General features: G+C 30.2%; 15 protein-coding genes. 12 read left to right on the top strand and 3 right to left on the bottom strand.

Translation table 11 applies throughout. From position 1 onward, the window contains the following. Nucleotides 1-108: 108 nt before the first annotated feature. Nucleotides 109-2,010, bottom strand: a complete 1,902-nt coding sequence (locus DR024_RS15330) for a type I glutamate--ammonia ligase (protein WP_027098595.1) — start codon at nt 2,008-2,010, stop codon at nt 109-111. Nucleotides 2,011-2,254: 244 nt separating this feature from the next. Between DR024_RS15330 and murI the strand changes: the two genes are divergently transcribed. The 6 genes from murI to DR024_RS15300 all read left to right on the top strand — a co-directional run bounded on the left by murI (nt 2,255) and on the right by DR024_RS15300 (nt 10,047). Then, on the top strand, nt 2,255-3,028 hold the full coding sequence (gene murI / locus DR024_RS15325; RefSeq protein WP_027098594.1) for a glutamate racemase: 774 nt from the start codon (nt 2,255-2,257) through the stop codon (nt 3,026-3,028). Between the two features lie 166 nt (nt 3,029-3,194). After that, nucleotides 3,195-3,467 (top strand): STAS-like domain-containing protein, encoded by a 273-nt coding sequence (locus DR024_RS15320; RefSeq protein ID WP_027098593.1) that lies wholly within the window; start codon nt 3,195-3,197, stop codon nt 3,465-3,467. A 199-nt stretch (nt 3,468-3,666) separates the two neighbouring features. Beyond that, nucleotides 3,667-4,188 (top strand): peptidylprolyl isomerase, encoded by a 522-nt coding sequence (locus DR024_RS15315; RefSeq protein WP_027098592.1) that lies wholly within the window; start codon nt 3,667-3,669, stop codon nt 4,186-4,188. A gap of 21 nt (nt 4,189-4,209) precedes the next feature. Further along, complete coding sequence (locus DR024_RS15310) at nt 4,210-4,899, top strand: helix-turn-helix domain-containing protein (RefSeq protein ID WP_065254634.1); 690 nt, start codon at nt 4,210-4,212, stop codon at nt 4,897-4,899. 102 nt (nt 4,900-5,001) lie between these two features. Continuing rightward, nucleotides 5,002-8,607, top strand: coding sequence for a S8 family peptidase (locus DR024_RS15305; RefSeq protein WP_049178093.1), 3,606 nt, complete (start codon nt 5,002-5,004; stop codon nt 8,605-8,607). A 63-nt stretch (nt 8,608-8,670) separates the two neighbouring features. After that, nucleotides 8,671-10,047: a peptidoglycan-binding domain-containing protein gene (locus DR024_RS15300; protein WP_027098589.1), complete on the top strand. Its 1,377-nt coding sequence runs from the start codon at nt 8,671-8,673 to the stop codon at nt 10,045-10,047. A gap of 167 nt (nt 10,048-10,214) precedes the next feature. Here DR024_RS15300 and DR024_RS15295 read toward each other — a convergent pair whose 3' ends face one another. Continuing rightward, nucleotides 10,215-11,132 (bottom strand): radical SAM protein, encoded by a 918-nt coding sequence (locus tag DR024_RS15295; RefSeq protein WP_111919114.1) that lies wholly within the window; start codon nt 11,130-11,132, stop codon nt 10,215-10,217. Nucleotides 11,133-11,196: 64 nt separating this feature from the next. Continuing rightward, a complete protein-coding gene (locus DR024_RS15290) occupies nt 11,197-12,258 on the bottom strand; it encodes a YkvI family membrane protein (protein WP_055184287.1) in 1,062 nt (353 codons plus the stop codon). 130 nt (nt 12,259-12,388) lie between these two features. Between DR024_RS15290 and DR024_RS15285 the strand changes: the two genes are divergently transcribed. From DR024_RS15285 to DR024_RS15260, 6 genes are all read left to right on the top strand, one after another. Next, nucleotides 12,389-13,462, top strand: coding sequence for a hypothetical protein (locus DR024_RS15285; protein ID WP_120362683.1), 1,074 nt, complete (start codon nt 12,389-12,391; stop codon nt 13,460-13,462). Between the two features lie 237 nt (nt 13,463-13,699). Continuing rightward, a complete protein-coding gene (locus tag DR024_RS15280; RefSeq protein ID WP_027098585.1) occupies nt 13,700-14,833 on the top strand; it encodes an ABC transporter ATP-binding protein in 1,134 nt (377 codons plus the stop codon). Then, nucleotides 14,826-16,379, top strand: coding sequence for an ABC transporter permease/substrate-binding protein (locus DR024_RS15275; protein ID WP_027098584.1), 1,554 nt, complete (start codon nt 14,826-14,828; stop codon nt 16,377-16,379). Before DR024_RS15280 ends, DR024_RS15275 begins: the two co-directional genes overlap by 8 nt. Before the next feature lie 120 nt (nt 16,380-16,499). Then, nucleotides 16,500-17,426 (top strand): tRNA modification radical SAM protein MnmL/YtqA, encoded by a 927-nt coding sequence (gene mnmL, locus DR024_RS15270; protein ID WP_027098583.1) that lies wholly within the window; start codon nt 16,500-16,502, stop codon nt 17,424-17,426. Between the two features lie 21 nt (nt 17,427-17,447). Further along, nucleotides 17,448-18,158 carry a 2-phosphosulfolactate phosphatase family protein gene (locus tag DR024_RS15265; RefSeq protein WP_027098582.1) on the top strand — a complete coding sequence of 237 codons (711 nt, stop codon included), beginning with the start codon at nt 17,448-17,450 and terminating at the stop codon, nt 18,156-18,158. A 162-nt stretch (nt 18,159-18,320) separates the two neighbouring features. After that, nucleotides 18,321-18,917 carry a DUF1643 domain-containing protein gene (locus DR024_RS15260; RefSeq protein WP_027098581.1) on the top strand — a complete coding sequence of 199 codons (597 nt, stop codon included), beginning with the start codon at nt 18,321-18,323 and terminating at the stop codon, nt 18,915-18,917. The last annotated feature ends 24 nt before the right edge of the window (nt 18,918-18,941 follow it).

Here is an 18,941-nt window from a genome sequence, read left to right as displayed (position 1 = left end):
TCTTAACATATAAAATCAATAAAATTATATCATATTTTGTAGTAAAGTGCTATTAATTGGATAATTGAAAAATAAAAACTCAAGTTTTGTAACTTGAGTTTTTATAAACTATATATCTAATAAATTTTTCTTATATGAAGAATATAGGTTTCTAAGCTCTTCCATTTTGCTTTCTAGTTCTAGATAAAGTTTAGAGGCACTTGAGTAATCTTCATCAATAAATGCTGATTTTATTCTTGTAAATAAACTTTTACTTGTATAAGAATCTTTCATTATATAATGTCTTAATTCATTAATTTTCATCCAATTAGATACATCTAAATCCAAAGCTTTATCAAGAGAATGTAGTGGCTTGAAGTTTCTTATTTCATGAGTATATTTATTGATAATTCTATTGCCTATTTCAGTACACCATCTTTGAAGTGTAGCCATTTTAAAACTATTTATTAATTGGTCTGTAAGTACATCGTTTCTTTTTAAGACATTGATTTTTTCAGGATACTTATCTAATGCAGAAAGATTTTCATATATAGTAGCTGGTGCTGTTCCATACATTTTGTTTCTTTCTTCTTCGGTGAAGTCTTCAAATACATCATCCTCACTTCTATAAGATCTATTTTTTTCTAGGTAGTCTGAATCTTCACCATATTGTTTTGATAACTCTTTAAGAAGATCTTCCTCTGTTTTATTATTGTTCACAGCATACAGTATACCATCTAACATTGACATATATGAAACAGCCATTGCAATATATGCATTAGAATGAGGGTTTGGTGAACGCAATTCAAATCTAGTAGCAGCTGGATTGGATAAGTCCCTTATTAAACCTACAAGAACAGTTCTATTTCTTGATGGGTTAGTTGGATGTAATCCAAGGGAAGTTACTATACATATTGGAGCTTCAAATCCAGGCCTTAGTCTCTTTAAAGCGTTATTAGTTGATGATATAAATGGATTCATAACTTCATAGTTCTTTAATATACCCATTAATGCACCATATCCCATTACACTTAAAAAGTCTTCTTTAGTTGCATGGAATAAGTTGATTCTTTTTCCGTTCTTCAATTTTAAACTTACTCCTAGATGTATATGCATACCAGAACCTGCTACGCCATCAAGTGGCTTTGGCATAAATGTTACTTCAAGTCCATTTCTTCTAAATGTTTCTTGAGTTAATATTTTTACAAACAATTCATTGTCAGCAGCTTGAACTGCATCAGCGTATTTCCAGTCTACTTCAAGTTGCTCCATTATGTGATTGAATTGACCTGATGAATCAAGCTTAGCTCGTACTCCACCTACTTCCTTATGTCCCATTTCTGGCTCAAATCCATAAGCCTCCATAAGTAGTAAGGTTTCTTCTAAAGCTGTTCTTACAGAGCCTTTTGTTCTTGTCCAATAATGTTCATGTAATACTTCAGAAGTTGATAGTTCTTCTACTTCCGCATTATCATTAGGTGTTTTAACCCAGAATTCTAATTCTGTAGCAGATGTAATAACTACTTCATCTATATCTTCCTTAGTTATACCATAAGCTTTTATTATCTCGGGTTTTTTATTAAAGATATCAATAAGGTTTTCTTTAAATGTTTTTATAGCTGAACTAAGAATATGTCTTGAATCTACAGCTTTACCATCATGATATAAGAAACAAGGAATTCTTAAGGTACCTATTGGCTTATCAAGAGAAGTATCTATAAAGTCATAGTTATAGTCAACGAACCATTTACAATCTAAATCTGCAACCATATCTACTTTTGCATTATTAAGAGTAGCAATTCCAGGAAGAACAACAGAGGAACCATCAGTTTGCACTGCAACGCCATATAGAAATGAATCTAAGTCATCTAAGAATACTTTAACAGGTATTTTTTCATCAGTATCATTACCAGAAAGGTCAATACCTACAAATGAAACAAATTTTATTTCTGGGTGATTAATTAATATAGATTTTACATCTTCTTTGCTATGTTTATCCTTTGGGATGGTATAAATTAAGTTGTTAATCATAGTATAAATTCTGCCATAATAAATAAAAAATATGAAAATTAGGCGAGAACTTCTTCACATCCTTTCATATATAAGTCGAATAAAATTAATTATATAAATTATAACATTCGTATATGCTTACTTCAAGAAATTATTATGATATAAATAAATTATTCATATTAGTAAATAAATATAATGTATAGATTTATTCCATGTAAAGTAATAAAATAGTTATAGATAAATAAAGTAAATGGAGTGAGAAACTTTGGATAAGAAGAATATGCCTATTGGTTTTTTCGATTCAGGAGTAGGTGGATTAAGTGTCTTAAGAGAGGCTATAAAACTTATGCCAAATGAAGATTATATATATTTTGGAGATTCAAAAAATGCACCATATGGAGTAAGGACGACTGAAGAAGTGAAAGAACTTACATATAGAGCGGTAGATAAGTTATTTTCTAAGGGAGCTAAAGCTATAGTAATAGCATGTAACACAGCTACTAGTGCAGCTGTTGCAGCATTAAGGTTAGACTATCCTGATGTGCCTATAGTAGGTATAGAGCCAGCAGTAAAGCCGGCAGTAAAAATGAAAAGAAGTGGGCCTATAATTATAATGGCTACTCCTATGACTCTAAAAGAAAGAAAGTTTAATAATCTAATGAGTAAATATAAAAATGAAGCAGATATAATACCAATGCCTTGTGCAGGGCTTATGGAATTTATTGAAGCAGGTGATTTAGATAGTAATGAATTAAAGTTTTATCTAAAAGAGAAGTTTAATAAATATGAAAATAAAGATATTGCTGCTATAGTATTAGGGTGCACTCATTATCCATTTATAGCAGATAGAATACATGAAGTTATAGGGGGGGATGTTCCAGTAATTGATGGTGGATTAGGAACTTGTAAAGAATTGAGAAGAAGGTTAGAATTACATGATTTACTGACTGATTCAAGTAAGAAGGGGTCAGTGAGTATATATAATTCATTAGAAGGTAAAAAAATAATTCAATTAAGTAAAAATTTATTAGGAATATAAATCTAAAAGAAGCAGTTGTTAATAGTATTACAACTGTTTCTTTGCGTTATAAAATAAATATAGAAAAAAAGTTTGTTAAATAGTTGACAAATAAAATGGAAATTGCTATATTATATATAGAGAAGAAATTATCAGAAAATTAAAAAAATAAAGAGAGGTGCTATTTATGATAATTAATGTTAAAGAAGTATTAGGAGATAAAATAAATGTCGAAGATGCAATTGTTCTAAGGGATATAATAAAGAATAGTATAAATGAAGGAATTACTTTAGACTTTTCAGGAGTTGAAAATATACCATCAACATTTTTAACATGTTTGTTTGGCGATATAATTAATCAATCAGGAAGAGAGATGATTTTTAATAATATCAATGTTAAAAATTTATCAAATTATAATGATTACTCAAGAGTAGTATTGGGAACAGCTTTTATTAGCTAAAGCTTGAGTAGGAAGGAAAGATAATGAGTAGCTTAAATAAATTAAGGAATCACTATTTAGTATAGTATCTAAATAGTGATTTTTTCTGTTTTAATTTATTTATTATATTCAATGAATAAGATATAATTAAAACATGAATTATCAAGGAAAGGTATGATAATAATACTAAATATAATCAAAGAAAGGTAGGATAATTATTATGAAGAATCCAATTGTAACTATAACTATGGAAAATGGAGGAGTTATGAAGGCAGAACTTTATCCTGAAGTAGCTCCAAATACAGTAAAGAATTTTATAGATTTAATAAATAGAGGATTTTATGATGGCTTAATATTTCACAGAGTAATTCCAGGATTCATGATTCAAGGTGGATGCCCAGAAGGAAATGGTATGGGAGGACCTGGTTATGGAATAAAAGGAGAGTTTAACAGAAATGGATTTAAGAATGATTTAAAACATACTAAAGGTGTTTTATCAATGGCTAGAGCGATGCATCCAGATTCAGCAGGAAGCCAATTCTTTATAATGGTTGAAAATGCACCACACTTAGATGGACAATATGCTGCATTTGGTAAGGTTATAGAAGGTATAGAAGAAGCTGATAAAATTGTAATGACAAAGAGAGACTATAATGATAGACCTTATGAAGATCAAGTTATAAAAAGTATGACAGTTGATACATTTGGTGAAACTTATGGAGAACCTGAAATTATAGAATAAGCATTAGAAGGGAAGATAAAAGTGAGTAGAGTAGGGGAGAAGATCAAGGAAGCAAGAACAAAAGCTGGTCTTACTCAAAAGGCTTTAGGAAAAAAGTTAGGTGTATCTGATAAATTTATTAACGAAGTAGAAATGGGAAGAAGAGTTGCTCAAGAAGGATTCATAGAAAGAGCAGCAAAAATCCTTAATACAGATTTAAATGATATAAGTATGGTTGTAACAGATGAAGCATTAATGGAAGAAAGAAAGATAACAGAAGTTGCTAAAAAGGAGAAGAAGATTAATGCCAAAATACTTGGAGAAACTTCACCTGTGTGGACTGATGCTTTTTCATCTGTAATGAAAAAGGTAATAATATATGACTATAGCTTAAAAAAGGAGTTAGGAAGTAAAGAACTTCCTATATACTCAAATAAGGTAGAAGGATACCCTGCAGATAAAGTTTTATATATAAAAGTAGAAGATAATAGTATGTCTGGATTCAGAATGATGAAGGATGATATAGTATTTGGTCATTTAGTTAAAGAAGTGAGCAACAATGGAATGTTTCTTATAGAGTATGACAATAAAAGAGTTATAAGACAAATAAAGAGTTTAGGTGAGCAAAAGTTATTACTTATAGGTAATGATGGCTCAGCTAAGACAGAAACAATACAAGTGAAAGAAGCTAAAATTATAGCTAAGTTAGAAAGATTAGAAATACAACTTTAGCTTACTTAGATGATATATGTTGGTAACATATATCATCTTTTTTTATATATTGATAGTGGGATTTTATAAATAAAATTATCAGTAATTTTGTGGGGTTGATTTATTATAGAGAATATAAATAATGCAAGTAATTTACTTAAGAATGTGCCTTTAGAATTTTTAGCTAAATTAAATATAACACAAACATTAAATGAGAATCCTCAAGGAGAGGTTGAGGTGACCATTTTATACGGAGAACCATTTGAAGTGGTAAAAACAATAGTAGAGAATATAGGTGGTAGGATTGAAGATTTAGGATATGGGTATGCTATTGTAAATATACCAGCAACTAATGTTGTAAGTTTAGCACAAAATAATGCAATACAATATATAGAATTTCCTAAGAGTATGATTTTAACTGACCAGGGGAGTAATAGAGCAGCTTGCGTGGATAAGACTAGAAATACTTATTCCCTTAGTGGTGAAGGAATAATAATAGGTTTTATTGACTCCGGAATAGACTTTACTCATCCGGGATTTCTAAATGAAGACGGAACTACAAGAATAGAGTATATATATGATTTAACTCAAGACTCAAGTAAGGTTTATGATAAGGCAACTATAAATACTGCATTAAAGTCACAAGATCCATATTCAGTAGTACCTGTAGAAGATTTAACTGGTCACGGTACACATGTAGCTGGTATTGCCTGCGCTGGAGGAAAAATTGATAAAAGATATTATGGTGTTGCGCCCAAAAGTTCAATCATGATGGTGAAAACAGGTAGAGGGTATTTTTCTCTAAGTACAAGTATAATGAGAGGTTTGAAGTTTCTGACTGATAAAAGTAAAGAGTTGAATATGCCTTTGGTTGTTAATATGAGTTTAAGTACAAATGATGGAGCACATGATGGGAGTAGCTTATTAGAATTATATATAGCAACTATAGCTAACCATGAGAAAGTGACTATAATAGTTGCAGCAGGAAATGAAGGGGATGCAGCACATCATGTTGGTGGGATTCTAAAAAGAAGTAATGATATTAATTTTGAAGTTGATGCAGGTGAAATAGCAGTATTTTTAAATTTATATAAGTCTATATTACCAGCGGTGTCAATAGAGATTATAGCACCAACAGGAGTATCATCTGGAGAAATAGTAATAGAAGAAGGATATAAGGAAGGTGTAATTTCCGGAAATAGGTATAGGGTATTCACAACTGGACCTAAACCATTTGATATGACAGGAGAGATATCGGTTTCTTTATATACGGATGCTCAGTATATTATTGAAGGGGTATGGAAAATTGTTTTAAGAGTATTAAATGAATACAATGGAATATTTGATGTATGGCTACCTGTATCAGAGGGATTAAATATAAATACAAAGTTTCTACAACCTAGTATAGATAATACATTAGGTATACCCGCTACAGTAGATAGTGTAATTTCAGTAGGAAGTTATAATTATTTAACAAATAATATTTCTCCGTTTAGTGGCAGAGGAAGAGCTAACATGTATTTTGAAGCAAAACCAGAAATAGTTGCGCCAGGTGAAGGGATTACATCAACAATTCCTAATAGGTCATATGATACAAAGTCAGGAACTTCTATGGCAGCTCCCCACGTTTCAGGAATATGTGCATTAATAATGGAATGGGGAATTGTTAAAGGGAATGATCCTTATTTATTTGGGAACAGAGTAAAATACTTTTTGGTAACTGGAGCAAAGAGAGAAAGAAGAGATGTAGATTATCCAAATACAAGTTGGGGGTATGGGGAGGTTTGTGCATATAATAGTTTGCAACAGATATTGGATGTTTTAAATGTTATTAATGTAAGTAGTTTTAGGGAGAGTAAAATGAATAGGCAACAAGGAAGGTTTGATACTATAGAAGAATATTTGAATTCATATGCGAATTCAGATGAAATAGTTGGTACCTTGGTAGAGTTTGCAAATGAGGAACGTTTTAAAGAGCTTAATAATATGCCAAATACAGAAGTAACAACCATATCGGAAAGTTATGGAATAGTATATACCCCTACAAGTAACATTAAGAATATATATCCGTATATATTTGGAGTTGTAGATGATATAAATCCTCAAATTTTTACGTTAACTGATGAAACTCCAGCTGAGGCAAGTAATGCGTTAAATTATCATACTAATCCATACTTAAGTTTAAATGGAAAAGGCGTATTAATTGGAGTAATAGATACGGGAATAGATTATTTAAACACTGAATTTCAAAAAGAAGATGACACCACTAGAATAGTAAGGATATGGGATCAGACATTAGATAATATAGGGCAAGAGATAAATGGTTTAAAGATGGGTGTAGAGTATACAGAAGAACAAATAAATCAGGCTATAGCTCTTAAAAAGTCTGGAGGTGATCCATATAGTATAGTTGCTACTAAGGATACAAATGGTCATGGAACTATGGTAGCAGGACTTGCAGCAGCAAGAGGTAAAAATCCAGATTTAATAGGTATAGCTCCTAATTCGAGTATAGCAGTTGTTAAGTTAAAGGAAGCAGCTGATATAACACTTGTATCTGCTGGATTAACAACAGAAGGAAGTAATAGATATGGATATGTTAGTATATTGCTTGCATTAAGGTATCTAACTTCTATATCTAGTGAGTTAAATATGCCAACAGTTATGATAATTCCATTAGGAACAAATTATGGTGAACATAGTGGTAGAACTATAGTTAGTGGTGTTATTGATAGGATAGCTGGCACTTTGGGAAATGTCGTTGTTGTAGGAACTGGAAATGAAGGAGATACTGATACCCATACAGAAGGTAATATAAAAAGTTCTGGGAGTACAGAGGTAATTGAATTAAGGGTTGGAAAGAACCAAAATACATTGAATTTTGAAATATGGATAAGGCAACCTAATAGTGCATCAATATCCGTAACATCACCCTCAGGTGAAGTTATAGATAGAATATCTCCAAAGTCTGGAGGTAGAAGAAATATCAAGTTCTTATATGAAGGAACTATAATGTCTATAGATATAGATATGCCTAATGAGGCTACTGGTGATGAAAGAATAGTAATAAGGAGTATATATTTAAAAGAAGGCATATGGAAATTTACCTTATATGGAGAATATGTAGTTGATGGTATGTATTGGGCTTGGTTACCACAAAGAGTTTTATTAGATTCAGACACAAGATTTTTAAAGCCATCTCAGTATACTACTTTAATGTTACCTTCAACAGCTAATTCAGTAATATCTGTAGGTTATTATAACCAAAATAATAATGCTACAGTGGGAGCTTCAGGTAGAGGTTATACTACAGATGGAAGAATAAAGCCAGATGTTGTAGCAGGAGGAATTAATGCACCAATAGTAAGGCCAGGTGGAAGTGTAGGGGTAGCAAGTGGATCTTCAGTTGCTACAGCAATAGTTGGAGGAATATGTGCTTTAATATTGCAGTGGGCTGTAGTCGATAGAAATAAACCTGAAATATATGCTACACAGGTGAAGTCTTATATTATTAGGGGTACACGTATGAGAGGTGGAGATGTTTATCCAAATAGAGAATGGGGATATGGAATTATAGATATGACTGGAATATTGAATGCTATGAGAGGAAATTATGGCGAAAATGTTACTTCAAGGTCATATAGAGAAATATCTTATGGCAATGATATTGTTGATAATAGGTATGAAGAATTTAATATAGGAGGGCTATTTATAAGAAAACCATTATAGCTGTATCACAGATGATTAGTACTAAGCATAATATATGATGAAACAATTTTATAGGAGATATTAATGGCTGATATAGGTCAATTAAAAGTTCAATGCTTTAGAGGAGAAAGCGCAGTACCAATAGATAACTGTAGAGTAACTATAAATCCAACAACTAGTGACCAAGTCCAAAATATAAATGCTCTTGGTAACAAAACTACATCCCCTAACAATCCAAGTGCAAGTAATATCAATACAACATTACTTACAGATTCTTCAGGTTTAACTCAAGTAATAGATTTATCAGCACCACCACTAGATTATTCTCAAGAACCTACTAATAATGTACCTTATAGTCTTTATGATGTTTTGGTAGAAAGGGATGGGTTTAGTCCTGTATCAATAAGAGGGGTACAAGTGTTTCCGCAATCAACAGCCTTACAGAAAGTAAGTCTTCAAGAAAATGCAAATAGATCAAGTAGAGCAGAAATAATTATAATTCAACCCAATACATTAATTGGTAATTTCCCGGCAAAGATACCAGAATCTCCAGATAAACCTCTTCCACCACCTACAGGAGGAGTTGTATTACCAAAACCTGTAGTTCCAGAATTTATAACAGTTCATCAGGGAAGTCCTAATGATGCCTCTGCGCCTAATTATAGAGTTCCGTATAAAGATTATATAAAGAATGTAGCTTCATGTGAAATATACTCTACATGGCCAGAGAGTACAATAAGGGCAAATGTATTTTGTATTATATCATTTACATTAAATAGAATTTATACAGAATGGTATAGAGGAAAAGGGAAGAATTTTGATATAACAAGCTCTACAGCTTATGATCATGCATTTAATTATGGAAGAAATATTTATGATAGTATAAGTGCTATTGTTGATGAAATATTCTCCACTTATATTAGGAGATTTGGAAGAAAACAACCACTATTAACACAGTATTGTGATGGGAAGAATGTAACTTGTCCTCAATGGCTAAGTCAATGGGGTAGTAAGTATCTTGGGGATCAAGGTTATATACCTTATGATATATTAACTTATTATTATGGAAATGATATTGAACTAACAACAGCTGAACAGGTTAGTGGTAGTCCATCTTCATATCCAGGATTTGATTTAACAGTAGGTTCAAATGGGGAGTCTGTTAGACAGATACAAGAATTTTTAAATAGAATTGCACAAAATTATCCTTTAATTCCTAAGGTGGCAGTTGATGGTACTTATGGTGAAGCTACTGCAGAAGCAGTTAGAGTATTTCAAGGAATATTTAATTTACCTAAAACAGGAGTTGTGGATTATGCAACATGGTACAGGATATCTGACATTTATGTAGGCGTAACGAGAATAGCAGAATTAAGAAGTGAAAATATATTTTATCCACCTAACTCCAGAGAAATGATCAGGGGAGGTAATTCTGCACCTTTCTTTAATTATCCAAATTAATAGATATAAAAAAGAAACTCTTACTGTTATGTATGAGTTTCTTTTTCACTGTCTAGAAAATTATAAGATTTTAATTAGCTATAAATCAAGGGAATAGATATTTGTTTTTCTGTGACTTGGAGCTTGCGACGGAACAAGCAAAATAAATATCCATCCAACCTTTCTTATTATTTATCGGATAAGACCCCTTGAAAGTTAAAGTTAGGAACGTATTCAGTTGTATTTGAACCTTCATCTTGAATAAATCCATTAATTACTCCCAATTCACTAGCGTAATTAATTAGTGAATTGTAATGTTTTGGATTTAAAAATTTATTTATTTCTGGATATTTAGATGAGTTATGCATTGGTGTGTATTGATTCATTATGCTTATATAAACATCATCACCAAAAGTAGAATATATTTTATCTATAACTTTCTTAGAATCAAATAGTAAGCCAGGAAGCATTAAATGTCTTATAATAACTCCTTTAAGAATTCTACCTTTATCATCAAAGGATGGCTTACCAGTTTGCCTAACCATTTCTTTTAATATGGGAATTATTTTAGATGAATAATCTTTTGCCTTTGAATATTTTATAGAATATTTATCATCAAAATACTTAAAATCTGGAAGATAAACATCTATATATCCATCTAATAACTTGATAGTTTCTAATGTATCATAACCATTAGTATTATAAAGGATAGGTAGTTTTAATCCTTTATATTTAGCTATTTCTATGGCTTCTATTATTTGTGGTACATAGTGGGTAGGCGTAACAAGATTTATATTATTTGCGCCTTTATTTTGAAGTTCTAAGAAAATATCACTAAGTCTATTTATGGTTATTTCAGCACCCTTATATTCTTGACTTATTTCATGGTTCTGACAAAATACACATTTTAAATTACAATGTGAAAAAAATACTGTACCTGAACCATTTTCACAAGATATAGGTGGTTCTTCCCAAAGGTGTAATTCTGCTCTAGCTACAATTAGATTATCATTAGCAGTGCATATACCTAGTTCACCATTTAGTCTATTAACACCACAATGCCTTCGGCATAAATCACATTTTTTTAATAGGTAATCATACTTCATTTAATATCACCTCATAATTTATACTTATTAAATTATAAGACTGATATTAAATACTATCAACTATCTAGTTAGTCATTTCTTTTCTATGTTTAAAATAAAAAATAATACATTGTGTTATGAATATTAAGCTTAAGCATCCAAACATTGGATAAAGAGTAGATATTAAGGCTCCAAATCCAATTTGAGATATTGGTAATGCTATGGCTAAAACTATAACTATACCTAAGTTGAACTTAATTTTAAATGTTTGTTCTAATGTTTTTCCTATAGAGTATACGTCCGAAACTTCTGTTGAGAACATTTCTAATAAAATAATCATTGATAATATAGCTTGTACGATTGGACCAAAGCGTTGAGCTATGAATAATAGTGGTATTTCATACTCGTATATATATGGTTGATTTATTAAAAGCAATGAGTTTATTGCAAGGGATAAGAAAGTTAGTCCTAATGCACCTAATACTATACCTATAATCATAGTTTTTGACTTTTTCATTTTTGTACTAAGAGGAACAAGAACACCTGAACTACATAATATGTTATAGCCTGAATATAGTAATGTAGATATAAAAACACCACTTTTTTTTGCTGGAGCATGAATAATATTATCAATTGTCATTACATCATTACCAAATGCAATATACAAAGTAGTTATTAGGGAAATTGTTAGTATTAAGCCAGGAACTATAAAACTATTTACTTCAATTAATCCCTCAGTTCCTCTAAGTAAAAAGAATAAGGATATACAAAGCATGATTAAAGTTCCTATAATTTTTGGAATACCAAAAAATTGATGTATTAAGGCTCCGCTTCCAGCTAGTATAATTGATGCGCTTGAAATAAAGTATAGCGTAGTAATAATTCCAGTAAGCTTTCCAAAGATATTAGGGCTAATTACTTGCATTACTTCGCTATATGAATTTAATTTATATAAAAGGCTTATTTTTGATATTATAATTCCCATTACTATATACAAAGCTCCACATATAAAAATTCCAATAAAACTTTTGGGCCCAAAGGAAGTGAAAAAGTTAGAGATTTCCTTTCCAGAGGCAAGTCCAGCACCTACGATTGTTCCAATGAATACAACAGCTACTTGAAATATTTTAAGCAATTCTTTTTTCAATTAAAAACCTCCTTTCAAACTTGTTCCTATACTTAATATATAATGTGGAATATTCAAATATTCTTTAGTAAATGTATAAGGGAATTTTTCTTAGGAAAACTAAGAAGGTATAATGAAGGGAGTAATTATTATGAAAAGAATCGTTTCATGTTTTTTATCTAGTGTTTTAATGTTTTCTTTTATAGGATGCTTTGGGAAAAATTTTGATGTAAATTCAGATGTTTTCAATATTAAGAAGGCTGGGGAAATAGCAAGTAATTATATGGAGAATGTAACTAGGGGAAATTTTGATGAAAGCAATAAGATAAGTACAGAAGTAATAAAAGATAATGAAGAAATAAGAAAAATACAAAATGACAATATAAATGGATATAAATTAGATAAGCTTTCAGAAGGAGCAGATCATGCATACTTCACTTATATTGTGGTTAAAGAAGAAAAAGATGAAAGCAGAATTGATTTAGATACAGTTGTAATAAAGGTTGTAAAGAAAGATAAAGAATATTTAGTAGATGAAATTAAATCAACAAATGAAAAACAGGTATATAAAGTTGGAAGTACTTTAAGACTAAGGGATTATGAAATAGGAAAGAGCCAGTTGTTATTAAGAATGAAGGATTTACCAAGGGAGGTATATCCTAATAGAGATAATGTGGTAGTAGATAAAGAGAGTGTTCCAGAAGAATCATTTAATAAGATGGGAATAGGCTTTTTGGGAAATAAAGTTGCATTTACAACTACAAATGGCTTAAGAACATTTATAGGTCTAGCCATTGTTGAGGATACTAAGCCTACAGCTGGAAATAATCAAGGTGGAGGAGACGCACCATCCCCAAGTGGTGGAAATGTTGATGAAGCAATTCAAGATGCCTTAGAGATGCCAATATTAAATAAGCTAGTACCTTATGATGTAGTAGATGGATCTATAGTGGAAAAGTTACTTTTTTCAAATGATGATGGAGAACTAATAGTTCAAATTAAAGAAGAGGGTAAAGGAAGTGGAATTAGAGTATATAAAAATCCAACAGGAGAATTATTAAAATTGAACTTAAATGAATATTTTCCTGTAGAAAAGTATTCATCAGATGTAGTAAGAATTGATGATAATGGTGTTTTTATTACAGTAAAAGCTATAGGAGATGATAAAGAGAATGAGGGTACATATAAAATAGATGTGGAAGATTTAAAGGTATTTAAAGAATAGAAAATAGAAAGTTAATCAATATATTGGTTAACTTTCTTATTTTTTTAGCAAATAAGAGTTAATTAAAAGATTACTTAGGAATACATAGAAGTTTAAGCTCTAATTACAGCAGATCATGTTAAAGTTAATCAAAATGGAAGATTAATGGATATATAAAGGTTTATAAAAAATAGAAAGTATAATATAATTATACTAACAACTTATAATTAAAAATAAGTTGTTAGAAGGAGGGGGAATATGATAGAGTTTAAAGGTATAACTAAACAGATAGGTGATAAGGTTATATTAAATGATATAAATCTTCATATTAAAGATGGTGACTTAGTGGTGTTAATTGGACCAAGTGGCTGTGGTAAAACAACAACATTAAAGATGATTAATAAGTTAATAAAACCTACAGAAGGATCTATATTCATAAATGGAAATTTAATTGCAAGGGAAGATACTATTCAGTTAAGAAGGCAAATAGGATATGTAATTCAAAATGTAGGATTATTCCCACACATGACAATAAAAGAAAATATAGAATTAATACCTAAGTTAAAAAAGGAACCATTAGAAAAAATAAATAAGAAGACTATTGAATTATTAAATATGGTTGGACTTAATTCAGATGAGTATATGAATAAGTACCCTGCTGAACTGAGTGGTGGTCAGCAACAAAGAGTTGGTGTTGCAAGAGCATTTGCTACTGATGCTAACATAATATTAATGGACGAGCCTTTTAGTGCGTTAGATCCAATTACACGTAGTTCTTTGCAAGATGAACTACTTACTCTTCATCAAGAATTAAAGAAAACAATAATATTCGTAACTCATGATATGGATGAAGCTATAAAGATAGCAGATAAAATATGTATTATGAATGGAGGAAAAATACAACAATATGATACTCCTGAAAATATATTAAGAAGACCAGCAAATGAATTTATTAAAGAATTTATAGGAAGTAAGAAAATTTGGGATACACCTGAATTTATAAAGACAAAGGATATTATGATACAAGATCCTATTAAGGTAAAGCCTTTTAGAACTATAGTTCAATCTATTGAGATGATGAAATCAAATAAGGTTGATAGTTTACTTGTAGTAAATAAAGAAAATCAACTTATAGGTCTTGTTACATTAAAACAAGTAAGAAGAGATATACCATTAGATACAAAGGTTGAAGATGTAATGGAAAAAGAGTTGTTATATGTAAAAGATGATGACAACCTAGTAGATGTATTAACAGTAATGAATGAAAATGCTGTAGGGTATTTACCTGTAGTTAATAAGAATAAGATATTAGTTGGGTTGGTTACTAAAAGTAGTTTGATTTCTGTTTTAAGTCAGCAATACTTAGAAGAGGAGGTGGAAACTAATGAGTAACTTTTTTAGTTTCATTTTAGAAAGGAAAGAGCAAATATTATCACTATTAGTAGAGCATACGTTTTTAACTATGTTAGCAATTGCTTTAGCTATATTAATAGGAATTCCTTTAGGTATACTTATTACAAATATTAAGCCTCTAAGAAAACCTATATTAGGATTAATCAATACATTGCAAGCAGTGCCATCTATGGCTTTATTAGGATTACTTATTCCATTACTTGGAATAGGAACTGTTCCTGCTATAACTACTGTTGTTTTATACTCTCTTTTGCCAATAGTAAAGAATACTTTTACTGCACTGACTAATATAGATGAAAATATGTTAGAAGCAGCAAGAGGAATGGGATTAACAAAAAGACAAACATTAATTAAGATAAAGATACCAGTATCTTTGCCATTAATTATGTCTGGAGTAAGAATATCTGCGGTGACATCAGTGGGATTAATGACCTTAGCTGCTTTTATAGGGGCTGGAGGTCTAGGGTATCTGGTATTTACAGGTGTACAAACAGTAAATAACAATATGATTTTAGCAGGAGCTATACCAGCTTGTATTTTAGCCTTAATTATAGATTTTATATTTGGAAAGATTGAAGTTGCAGTAACTCCTGTTGGACTTTTATCTAATGGGAAGAAAAATAATAATAAGATCCTTAAGGTAATTGGAGTTATACTAGCTATTTTATTAGTGTTTACAGGTATATCTAATATATTTAAGGAAAAAAAAGGTGACACAATTGTAGTAGGATCAAAAAATTATTCAGAACAATTAATTTTAGCAAATATGGTGGCAGATTTAATAGAAGAAAAAACTGACCTTAATGTAGAAAGAAAATTAAATTTAGGAGGAAGCTCTGTTGTGTCATCAGCTATACAAAAAGGAGAGATTGATATGTATGTTGACTATACAGGGTCTTTACTACTAAATATATTAGGAGAACCATTAATAAGAGATAAAGATGAAATTTATAATAGAAGTAAAGAGTTAATGGAGGAGCGATATAGTTTAACATTATTAAATCCACTTGGTTTTAATAATACTTATACAATAGCAACAACTAAAGAAATTGCAGAGAAATATAATGTAAAAAAAGTATCTGATTTAGCTAAGTATAATGAGGAATTTGTAATCAGCCCTACAATGGAGTTTGTTAATAGAGATGATGGATTAAATGAATTAAGTAAATTATATGGATTGAAGTTTAAAAGTATAAAGGCTATGGATGGAAGTCTTAGATATTCAGCTTTAAAAAGTGGTGATTGTCAATTTATTGATGCATTCTCTACAGAGGGATTATTAAAGGCCTTTGATTTACAAGTTTTAGAGGATGATAAAGAATTCTTTCCTCCATATAATGCAGTTCCTGTTATTAGAATGGATACCTTAGAAAAATATCCTGAGCTAAAAGAAGTCTTAGCTGTATTAGATGGAAAAATAGATGAAGAAGCTATGATCGATTTAAATTATAAAGTTGATAAATTAAGCAAATCTCCTGAAGAGGTGGCTAGAGAATTTTTAGTATCAGAAGGTTTAATAGAATAATATATAAATAGCATCAAGTGTATTGATGCTATATTTTTTTGGAAACACTAGGATTTTAAATTTTAAAGTTAATTTGTTATTATAGTAGATGATATATTATCAAAAGAGGAGGAGATTTCCGTGGTGAAAGACTGGGGAGGAAAGAGATATAATAATTTAAATTATTTCCTAAGAAATAAATTTGGGGAGAAAGTATTCAAGATTTCACTTGATGGGGGATTTTCTTGTCCTAATAGAGATGGAACTATTAGCAAAGGTGGATGTTTATTCTGTAGTGAGAGGGGATCAGGAGACTTTGCAGGAGATAGAGATTTTTCTATTGAGAAGCAATTTATAGATATTAAGTACATGATGAATAAGAAGTGGAAGCAAGGAAAGTATATAGCGTATTTCCAAGCATATACTAATACCTATGCACCTGTAGATGTCCTAAAGAAAAAGTATGAAGAAGCTTTAAGCCAAGAAGGTGTAGTAGCTTTAGCTATAGCTACAAGACCTGATTGTTTAGGAGAAGATGTATTAGATCTTTTAGAAGAGATAAATAAAAAGTATTATGTTTGGGTAGAACTTGGTTTGCAGACATCTAATGATGACGCAGCTAGAAAGATAAATAGAGGATATAATCTAGATGTGTTTGAAGAGGCTATCACTAGATTAAAAAAGAGAAATATAGATTTTGTAGTTCATGCTATTTTTGGATTGCCAGGGGAAACAAAAGAAGATATGTTAAAGACAGTGGATTATATTGCTCACAGTGGTGCTCAGGGGGTTAAATTTCATTTATTGCATTTAATGAAAAATACACCTTTAGTTAAAGTTTATGAAGCTGGAGGTCTAGAATTCTTATCTCAGGAGGATTATATTGATTTATTATGTAAATCAGTTTGTATGTTACCACAGGATATGGTTATACATAGACTTACAGGTGATGCACCGAGAGATTTATTAATAGGTCCTATGTGGAGTTTAAAGAAATGGGAGATTTTAAATGCTATAGATAAAGCATTCATAGATAATGATATTTATCAAGGGAAGACATTTAAATAATTAATTTTTGGGGATGAGATTATGAAAATAGATATTATTATTTCAGCTGATTATATTAGAAAAGATATAATTGAAAATAAGGTGGTAGTAGTAATTGATATGCTTAGAGCTACTTCAGTAATTACTACTGCATTAATGAATGGGTGTAAGAAAGTGATTCCAACATTAACAATAGAAGAAGCCCTAAAGTTGAAAGCTTCTATTGGAGAGAAAGAATGTATATTAGGTGGAGAAAGGAAAGCATTAAAGATAGATGGTTTTGATTTATCTAATTCACCATTAGAATATACAAAAGAAGTGGTAGAAGGAAAAACTATAATAATTACAACTACTAATGGAACGAGAACACTAACTAGTTGTTTAGAGGCTAAGAGGATATTTGTTGCTTGTATGTTAAATGTATCAGCTATTGCTGAAAAGTTACTTTCATTAAATGAAGATGTTGTGATAGTTAATGCAGGAACTAATGGTCAGTTCTCAATGGATGATTTTATTTGTTCTGGCGCTATTATAAAAGCTCTTATAGAAAAATGTGATAAGTTAGAGCTAACAGATTTATCAAAGACAGCACTACTTTCTTTTGAAAGTAATCCTAATATTATTGATTTTATCAAAGAAGCAAGACACTATAATGTTATGATGAGTTTAGGATTAATAAATGATGTAGGTTACTGTATGAAAAAAGATATAACAACTATAGTTCCTGAATATAAGGGTGGAGAAATAATTTAACTTAAAAATATAAAAATATAAAAATATAAAAATATAAAAAGTTAAGAAGCTCTGGAGACAGGGCTTTTTATATTCACTGAATTCATAAAAAATCATATTATAGGAATAAGTTAAACATTTACAAAGTAATTATTAGTAATATACTATCAAAGGGGAGTAGTAATGTGTAGATGTAAATATCCTAAAATTATAAGTAAAAAAAATATTAATTTAGTTGAAGATGAATTGGGAGATAGATGTTATAAAACCTCATTTACACTTGGTAATAATGGGAAGAATGTTTTAATAATATCAAGAGCACCAAAAGGGATAGAGAGTAATAGTTGTAATAGCGAGTATAGAAGAATAATTAAATATTTAAACGATAAGAGCTTAGAACTTAAAGGCATTAAGAAAATAACAATAGTAAATTTGTTTGTATTGTATGAAGTTAATAAAGAAGATTTATTTAGAGAATATTTATTAGAAGGAAAAGAGTATGTAGAGGGAAATGATAATAAAGTTACTAATGATAGCATCATAAGAGAGGAAATAAAAGAGGCTGATTATATATTTTGTGCTTGGGGAGAGCCAGCAGAAGGAATGTATGATTTGTATTCAAATAGGGTAGAAACAATTTTGAAAATATTAAGGGAAGAAATAATGTCTAGTAAAGATAAAAAGTATGCATTAAGAGTAGGGGACGTTAGTAAGAAGGGATATCCTAAGCATTGCTTAGCGTGGTCCTATAAAGATGAAATAAATAATTTATTAGAGTGAGAGTTTTAAAAGTAAACTCTCACT

Source organism: Clostridium paraputrificum, from assembly GCF_900447045.1.
GTDB lineage: Bacteria > Bacillota > Clostridia > Clostridiales > Clostridiaceae > Clostridium > Clostridium paraputrificum.
This window is presented reverse-complemented; position numbering and strand designations above follow the sequence as displayed.